Source organism: Janthinobacterium sp. BJB426, from assembly GCF_002735705.1.
Taxonomy (GTDB): domain Bacteria; phylum Pseudomonadota; class Gammaproteobacteria; order Burkholderiales; family Burkholderiaceae_D; genus Janthinobacterium.
On record NZ_PDZL01000043.1, the window covers coordinates 1 to 8,222 of the forward strand.

Below are 8,222 nucleotides of genomic sequence, written 5' to 3' on the forward strand. Positions count from 1 at the left end.
GAGACAGGCACATACGTCACCTTGAAAGAGCGGCCGCTGCCGCCCCCCGCCGCGCCGCTCGCAACCACCGTGACGGTCCCGTGCTGCGGCGGCGTGACGATGGTCACGTCCGTAATCGGGCTGCCATCCGTGGACGCGATGGTCAGGCTCACTTCCTGATTCGCCGAAGTGGTCGCCGTTTCATTCGGCACCGGCGGCGGCGCCTGGTTCACCTGCAAGGTCAGCGCCTGCTGCACCGTGAACTGGTGCGCATCCTTCGCTTGCAAGGTAAAGGCAAAGCTGCCCGCCACCGTCGGCGTGCCGCTGACGATGCCGGTGGCCGCATTGAGCACCAGGCCGGTCGGCAAGGTGCCGCTGCTCAAGGAGTAGACGTAGGGCGCAACGCCGCCGCCGGCCGTGAATGTCTGGCTATACGCGTCGCCGGCGCGGATCGCCGCCAGGCTGGCCGGCGTCAGTGTCAATACCGGCGCCGCCACTGCCAGGGTGTAGCTGTTGGTCGCGCTGAATGGCGCGCCCGTGCCCGTGCTGCTGTCGGTGACCTTGATGCTGAACGGGAAGCTGCCCGCCACATTCGTCGTGCCGGACAGCACGCCCGTGGCTGCGTTCAGGCTCAGGCCAACGGGCAAGGTGCCCACCACGGCATAGCTGTACGGCGCCGTGCCGCCCGTTGCCGTCAGGGTCGTGCTGTAGGCCGCTTCCGCCGTCGGATTGGGCAAGCTGGCCGGAGCCAGGCTGACCGTGGCCGAGGCCACCGTCAGGGTATAGCTTTGCGCACCGGTAAACAGGTGTGCATCGGCCGCCTGCACGGTCAAGGTAAAACTGCCGCCCGCCGTCGGCGTGCCGCTCAGCAAACCACTGCTGTTCAAGGTGAGACCCGCCGGCAGGCTGCCGCTCGACACCGTGTAGGCATAGGGAGCGACGCCGCCGCTGGCCGTCAGTTGCTGGCTGTACGCCGTGGCCACGGTCGCCGCCGGCAAGGTGGCTGGCGTGACCGCAATGGTCGGTGCGGAGACGGTCACGGTATAACTCCTGCTCGCGCTGAACGGCGCGCCCGTGCCCGTGCTGCTGTCCGTGACCTTGATGCTGAACGTGAAGCTGCCGGCCACATTCGTCGTGCCGGACAGCACGCCTGTGGCAGTGTTCAGGCTCAGGCCGGCCGGCAGGCTGCCGCTGATCACGCTGTAGGAATACGGCGCTGTGCCGCCCGTCGCCGTCAGGGTCGTGCTGTAAGCCGCTTCAGCCGTCGGGTTGGACAAGCTGGCCGGAGCCAGGCTGACCGTGGGCGCGCCCACGGTGACCGTCACGGTGCCGGGAGCGGACGTGCCGCTGCCATTCGTGGCCGTGTAGGTAAAGCTGTCGCTGCCGCTGTAGCCTGCCGTCGGCGTATAGGTGATGCTGGTGCCGCTGGCCGTCGCCGTGCCGTGCAAGGCGCCGGAGGCCACGGCCACCGACGTTGCCGCACCGCCGCCCAGGTTCAGAGTGACCGGATTGGCGCTGCTGCCATAGGCCACCGTGCTGGTGACGGCGCCGGCAACAGGCACGGCGATCGCCACCGTGCCGGAATACGCGAGAGCGCCCAAGAACGGGGCGCCTGCGCCAGTGCTGCTGTCGGTGGCGCTGACGGTGAAACTGTAGGCGCCGGCCGTCGTCGGCGTGCCGGCCAGGGTGCCGTTCGCCGCCAGGCTCAGGCCCGCCGGCACGCTGCCGGCGGTGACGGCATAGCTGTACGCTGCCGTGCCGCCGGTGGCAGTGATGGCCTGGCTGAAGGCGACACCGGCCGTCATTGCCGGCAGCGTCGACGGCGCAACGCTGATCGATGGCGACGCCACCGTCAGCGCGTAGGCGCGCGTGCCGGTGTACGGACCGCTGCCCGTCGAACTGTCCGTGGCAAGCACGGTGAAGTTGAAGGTGCCAACCGCCGTCGGCGTGCCCGACAGCAGACCGGCGCCGGACAAGGTTATGCCAGCAGGCAAGGCGCCCGCACTGATCGTGTAGGTGTACGGCCCCGTGCCGTTCGCGGCGCTCACGCTCAGGCTGTAGGCCACCCCTGCGCCTGCCACGGGCACGGTGCCTGGCGCCAGCGTCAAGGTAGGCGCGCCGACCGTGATCGTGACGGTGGCCGGTGCCGAGGTGCCGACGATATTGGTGGCCGTGTAAGTGAAGCTGTCAGGCCCGCCATAACCTGGCGTCGGCGTGTAGGTGATGCTGGTGCCGCTGGCACTGGCCGTGCCGTGCGAGCCGCCAGTGGCGATGGCCACGGAAGTTGCCGCGCCGCCGCTCAGGTTCAAGGTGATCGGGTTGGCGCTGCTGCCGTAGGCCACCGAGGCGCTGACGGCGCCCACAACTGGCGCACCGAAATAAGTAAATTGATCGGCCGCACCAGTGGCGCTGGTACCACCGACCGTGGTCACGCGCACATCCACCGTGCCCGTCCCGGCGGGCGCCGTCGCCGTGATCTGCGAGGCGCTGTTGACGGTGAAACCAGTAGCTGCCGTCGCGCCGAACGTCACGGCAGTCGCGCCGCTGAAATTCGAGCCGGTGATGATGACCGCGGTGCTGCCGGTAGCCGGCCCCGTGCCCGGCGAAATACCGCTCACCGCCGGTGCGGCTACATACGTAAACTGGTCCGCTGCACTGGTGGCGCTGGTGCCACCAGCGGTGGTGATGCGCACGTCCACCGTGCCCGTGCCGGCCGGCGCCGTCGCCGTGATCTGCGTGGCGCTGTTGACCGTAAAGCCGGTGGCCGACGTGGCGCCGAAGGTCACCGCCGTCGTGCCGCTAAAATTCGAACCACTGATGATCACCGTAGTGCCGCCCGTAGAAGGACCCGCCGTCGGTGAAATGCTCGTGACCACCGGCGCCGCCACATAGGTATATTGGTCCGCCGCGCTGGTGGCGCTGGTGCCGCCCGTCGTGGTGACGCGCACGTCCACCGTGCCCGTGCCGCTTGGCGCCGTCGCCGTAATCTGCGTGGTGCTATTGACGGTAAAGCCCGTGGCCGACGTAGCGCCGAAGGTCACCGCCGTCGTGCCGCTGAAGCCCGAGCCGGTGATGGTGACCGTGGTGCCGCCGGTCGCCGGACCGGCGGTCGGCGAAATGCTCGTCACTGCCGGTACCGCCACGTAGGTAAATTGATCGTTGGCACTCGTGGTGCTGGTGCCGCCGGCCGAAGTGACGCGCACGTCGACCGTGCCAGCGCTGCCTGCCGGCGCCGTCGCCGTGATCTGCGTGGCGCTGTTGACCGTAAAGCCGGTAGCCGACGTGGCGCCGAAGGTCACTGCCGTCGTGCCGCTAAAGCCCGTGCCCGTGATGATGACGCTCGTGCCGCCGGTAGTCGGACCCGCCGTCGGCGAAATGCTCGTCACCGCTGGTGCCGCCAGATAGGTATATTGATCCGCGGCGCTGGTGGCGCTGGTACCGCCAATCGTCGTCACGCGCACATCCACCGTGCCCGTGCCGGCAGGCGCCGTCGCCGTGATCTGCGTGGCGCTGTTGACCGTAAAGCCGGTGGCCGCCGTGGCGCCAAAGGTCACCGCCGTCGTCGTGCTAAAACCCGTGCCGGTGATGGTGACGGTGCTGCCGCCCGTGGCCGGGCCGGCCGTGGGCGAAATGCTCGTCACCGTCGGCGCCGGCACAAAGGTGAACTGGTCCGCCGCGCTGGTGGCGCTGGTGCCGCCCGCCGTGGTCACGCGCACGTCTACCGTGCCGCCGCTGCCAGCTGGCGCCGTCGCCGTGATCTGCGTGGCGCTATTGACCGTGAAGCCGGTGGCAGGAGTCGCGCCAAAGGTCACCGCCGCGGCGCCTGTAAACCCCGTGCCCGTGATGATGACGCTCGTGCCACCGGCGGTCGGTCCTGCCGTGGGCGAAATGCTGGTGACCGTTGGCGCAGGAATATACGTGAACTGGTTGGCGGCGCCGGTGGCGCTGGTGCCGCCGCTTGCAGTGACGGTCACGTTCACGGTGCCGGCACTGCCCGCTGGCGAGGTGGCGGTCATGGTCGTGGCATTGACGACGGTGACGGCGACGCCATTGTTGGCGCCAAACTTCAGCGCCGTAACGCCCGTAAAGCCGGTACCGGTAATGGTGACGGCAGTGCCACCGGTGCTGGGGCCGGATGCAGGCGACACGGCGGTGATGGTCGGCGGCGGCTGGGCGTTGATCACCAGGGAATAGCTTCTGGACGTGTTATACGGTCCGTTGCCGCCCGTGACATCCGTCGATTTGATCACGAAGTTGAAGGTACCCAGGCTGCCTGGCGTGCCCGAAATCAGGCCGCTGCTCGACAAGGTCAGGCCCGGCGGCAAGCTGCCCGACTCCACTACATAGGTATAGGGCGCGGTGCCATTGGAAGTGGACATCTGCTCGCTGTAGGGCGTCGACAGCCCCCCAGGAGACAAGACGGTGGGCGTGATGGACAAGATCGGTATGGCGATCGACACGGAATAGTTCTTGGTGACGGTCAACGGCGTGCCTGACGTCGAATCGGTCACCTTGACGCTGAATACATAGGCACCGGTAGCGTTCACGGTGCCGGAAATCACGCCGCTCGACGACACGGTTATACCAGGTGGCATGGTTCCGGAGTCAAGCGCATAGGTATAGGGCGCCACGCCGCCGCTCGCCGACATGGCCTGGCTGTACGGCACGCCAATCACGGGCGCGGTCAGACTGCCCGGCGACACAGTGAAGGCGGCGGCAGGAGGCAAGACGGTCACCGTGAAGGTGATCTCTCCTTGCGACTCGTCGAGCAGCACAAATGTATCGGACAGCGCGCCATCACCATTATTGGTATAGGTCGCCTTGTTATCCTGATTGTTGGTGAGGCCGGTAATCGTGCCATGCAATGCCGTGGCGGCATTATCGTTCAGGCCAAAAGTATTGCAGCTCGACAGGTCGATGACATACGCAGCGCCCGAGGCGACGATAAAACTCTGAGTGGGAGGGCAGATAACGCTCGGGCCAGCCGCCTGCGCGGGGGTGACGCCGAACGCCAGCACCAGCAGGCATAGCGAAGCGAACCACTGCCCGAGACGGCAAGATACGGATGTCCCGAAGGCCGCGCGCTCCGCCCTTCGCTGCCGCTTTGCAGCAAACAAGGCAAGCAGGAAAAAATGTGCCGGGCGGCCAATAATATCGTTGCAAGTACGCAACATAGTTTCTCCAATACAGAGTTTTTCAGACGAAATTCAGACAAAAATGAACGTGATTTCAGGTCGCCGGCAATGCCCATTCCGAGCTCTTCCAGAGTGCCAACAGATGTTGACGCTTGCCATATGACAACGTATGCTACTCCGAGATTTCAATAAAGTAACTATAACAAAAAGGGTTTTTCAAAACACAATATTGATTACAAATGGAAAATATTATTTTCTTAACATTTGATGGCATTCCAACCGTGGGAGAACGATGATGGCTGATGTGTATCTAGGACAAATCATGATGGGCGGTTTCAATTTTGCGCCGCGTGGCTTTGCAGCATGTAACGGGCAATTGCTGCCAGTTGCGCAGAATCAGGCGCTGTTTGCGCTGTTGGGCACGTATTACGGCGGCAATGGCAGTACGACTTTTGCCTTGCCTAACTTGCAAGGCAGTACCCCTGTTGGTGCAGGCGGTTCGGTGGATGGTTCCTGGCAACCCACTCCCTACCAGATCGGCACGCGCGCGGGAGTGGAGGCTGTCACCTTGATATCGACCGAGATGCCACCGCACACGCATGCGGCCAATGCGGTGACCACGCCCGGCACCTCGAAAAACCCCACCAATACCCTGTTTGGCGGCAGCAGCGCGGAATCCATCTACGGTTCGGCTGGCCCGCAAGTGACCCTCTCCAACAAGACCTTGGCGTTGACCGGCGGCAACCAGGCGCATAACAATATGCAGCCGTTCTCGGTCATCAACTTCAATATCGCCTTGAGCGGTATCTTCCCGTCGCGCAACTAACGAATCAGCCACTTCTTACGGAGCATAGTCATGACCACACCCTATGTCGGCGAAATTCGCCTGTTTTCCTTTCCCCGCATTCCCAGCGGCTGGTTCGCCTGCGACGGCAGCCTGAAACCGATCTCCGAATACGAGGTACTGTTCGTCCTGCTGGGCACCACCTACGGCGGTGATGGCGTCACCACCTTTGCCGTGCCCGACCTGCGCGGCCAGGTTCCCCTGCATATGGGCACCGGTCCCGGCCTGAGCAACCGGCCCATCGGACTGAGAAGCGGCAGCGAATCGGTGACCTTGCTGGCCACCCAGCTTCCTACGCATACGCACCCGTTCAATGTGAACAGCACCCTGGCGACGGCGAATGTGCCAGCAACCAACCTGCTGCTGACGGCCCCGTCGAATAACGACAAGATGTACACGAGCGATCTGACCGGCCTGACCGCCTATGCACTGGCAACCACCGCCACGGGCGCGACAGGCGGCAACCTGCCGCACGAGAACACCATGCCGACCCTGACCGCCTCATTTTGCATCGCATGGGCAGGCATTTTCCCATCGCAGCAATAACAGCCGGCACGCAAGCGCAGCCACTAACATCGATCAGGAGAACCTACCGTGACATCACCATACATTGGCGAGATACAAGTCTTCGGCTTCAATTTCACACCCTATGGTTGGGCCAGCTGCAATGGCGCCACCCTGCAAATCCAGCAATATAGTGCCCTGTTTTCATTGATCGGCACGCAGTATGGCGGCAATGGCACCACCACCTTCCAGTTGCCCAACTTCACGGGACGCGCGCCCTGCAGCCAGGGCCAAGGACCAGGCCTCACGCCGCGCGTGATGGGCGAGACCTTCGGCAGCAACAGTGTCACGTTGAACGTCACGGAGATGCCGAACCACACCCATCAACTCAATGTGTACCGCCAGCCCACCGCCGCCCTGCAGCACAACACACCGCTTTCGGGCGATGGCTTGATTGCGCTTGGCGGCACGTCTGCATTCGTGCCGACGACGCCACCCAATGTCACGCTGGCCCCTGCGGCGATCGGTACCGCTGGCGGTGGCCAGCCGCACGAAAACCGCCAGCCGTTGCTAGCGGTCAATTTCTGCATCGCCCTGCAAGGCGAATTTCCATCGTTTGATTAAGTTGGATTAATCCAGGCAGGCGGCGCCATCGCGGCGCCCGCCCTGCCTTTCTCCCCGTACTGGCCTCAGTTAAACACTGCTTGGTACAGAAAGCCGTGGCTGTCACGCGCCACCGGCACCAGAAAGATACCCACCTCGCCAAACGCCTCATGCTGCATCTGGAAGATTTTCTGGTTGAACAGGATGGGCGAGCTATTGTGAAACAGCAGGCTGAACGGCTTGCGCATCAAGCCCTCCAGGGTCGCTGACGGCAGCGGGCGCACTTCCTTCAGGACAAAGGCGGCATTCCCGTCAGCGGCCGCAACAAACGTCTCGTTGACGCGCGCGGCAAAATGTTCGAGGGTCAGGACATTCATCATTCCAGGTATTCCATTCCGTAAGCAGTGTGGTCAAGACGATGCCTGATTCTAATGGAATCATTGCCGCCCTGGCACGGCAATGACATGAAAAAAACAGGCGCCACATGCGCCACGGGGCGGAAGCAAGCTGCTCCCGCCCCGTGGCGTCACTCCGTGATTCGCAGCCCTACTTGAGCGGCATGGCGATGCCGAACATCACCGACTGGGTCCGCCCGCTATCGATATTCAGATTGCTGTTGTAGTCCAGCGTAATCGTCATGCCGTTCGACAGCAGCAGTTTAACGCCCAGCCCGGCCGCCCAGTTGCCCGTCTGCTGCGGCACCGTGCGGATCACGTACACGGGACCGTCGGCCACCAGGTCGGCATACGCCAGGCGCGCATCATCGGCGCCCTGGAACTGGTGCCGGTACTCGAGCCGCGCGCGCGGGAACCACGTGCCCAGGCCGCCCACATAGATGCCCTCGGCCCGCACACCGAGCGCGCCGATGCGCGAACGCACGGTCTGCTTGAAGTAGCTCAGCGCGTTAATGCCCGCCGCCTTCTCCGTGTACGGATCAAGCTTGGCCGACATCAGTTCCACGCGGCCATACGGCGACCACATCCAGGTTTCCTGGCGCATCTCGATACCGCCGACAAGGGCGCCGAACACCTGCTTGCCGTCGCGCTCGCCCGTGGCGAAACCGCTGCCATCGGACAGGTAGCGCGAGGCGTCGTACTGCAGGGTACCGTAGCCGAGCACGCCGTCAAGGAACACGCCCTTGCTCGGACGCAGGCTGC

At 64.2% G+C, this 8,222-nt stretch carries 6 protein-coding genes; 3 read left to right on the top strand and 3 right to left on the bottom strand.

The genetic code is table 11. From position 1 onward, the window contains the following. On the bottom strand, positions 1–4,997 hold a 4,997-nt coding region (locus CSQ93_RS28350; RefSeq protein WP_099380904.1), incomplete at its 3' end, for a beta strand repeat-containing protein. A gap of 439 nt (positions 4,998–5,436) precedes the next feature. Here CSQ93_RS28350 and CSQ93_RS28355 point away from each other — a divergent pair. Genes CSQ93_RS28355 through CSQ93_RS28365 form a run of 3 tightly spaced genes read left to right on the top strand, consistent with a single transcriptional unit; the run spans position 5,437 to position 7,086 of the window. Next, positions 5,437–5,940, top strand: a complete 504-nt coding sequence (locus CSQ93_RS28355; protein ID WP_233516394.1) for a phage tail protein — start codon at positions 5,437–5,439, stop codon at positions 5,938–5,940. A gap of 30 nt (positions 5,941–5,970) precedes the next feature. Beyond that, on the top strand, positions 5,971–6,504 hold the full coding sequence (locus CSQ93_RS28360; RefSeq protein WP_099380905.1) for a phage tail protein: 534 nt from the start codon (positions 5,971–5,973) through the stop codon (positions 6,502–6,504). Positions 6,505–6,552: 48 nt separating this feature from the next. Next, entirely contained in the window at positions 6,553–7,086 is a 534-nt protein-coding gene (locus CSQ93_RS28365) for a phage tail protein (protein ID WP_099380906.1), read from the top strand. A gap of 65 nt (positions 7,087–7,151) precedes the next feature. Here the strand turns inward: CSQ93_RS28365 and CSQ93_RS28370 are convergent, their stop codons facing one another. Together CSQ93_RS28370 and CSQ93_RS28375 are read right to left on the bottom strand one after the other, a co-directional pair. Next, a complete protein-coding gene (locus CSQ93_RS28370; RefSeq protein WP_233516395.1) occupies positions 7,152–7,445 on the bottom strand; it encodes a DUF6916 family protein in 294 nt (97 codons plus the stop codon). A 166-nt stretch (positions 7,446–7,611) separates the two neighbouring features. Further along, on the bottom strand, positions 7,612–8,222 hold a 611-nt coding region (locus CSQ93_RS28375; RefSeq protein ID WP_158301399.1), incomplete at its 5' end, for an autotransporter outer membrane beta-barrel domain-containing protein.

Coding starts and splice junctions, on each gene's coding strand:
- CSQ93_RS28360 (WP_099380905.1), top strand. CDS start 5,971: ATGACCACACCCTATGTCGGCGAAATTCGCCTGTTTTCCTTTCCCCGC.
- CSQ93_RS28370 (WP_233516395.1), bottom strand. CDS start 7,445: ATGATGAATGTCCTGACCCTCGAACATTTTGCCGCGCGCGTCAACGAG.
- CSQ93_RS28355 (WP_233516394.1), top strand. CDS start 5,437: ATGATGGGCGGTTTCAATTTTGCGCCGCGTGGCTTTGCAGCATGTAAC.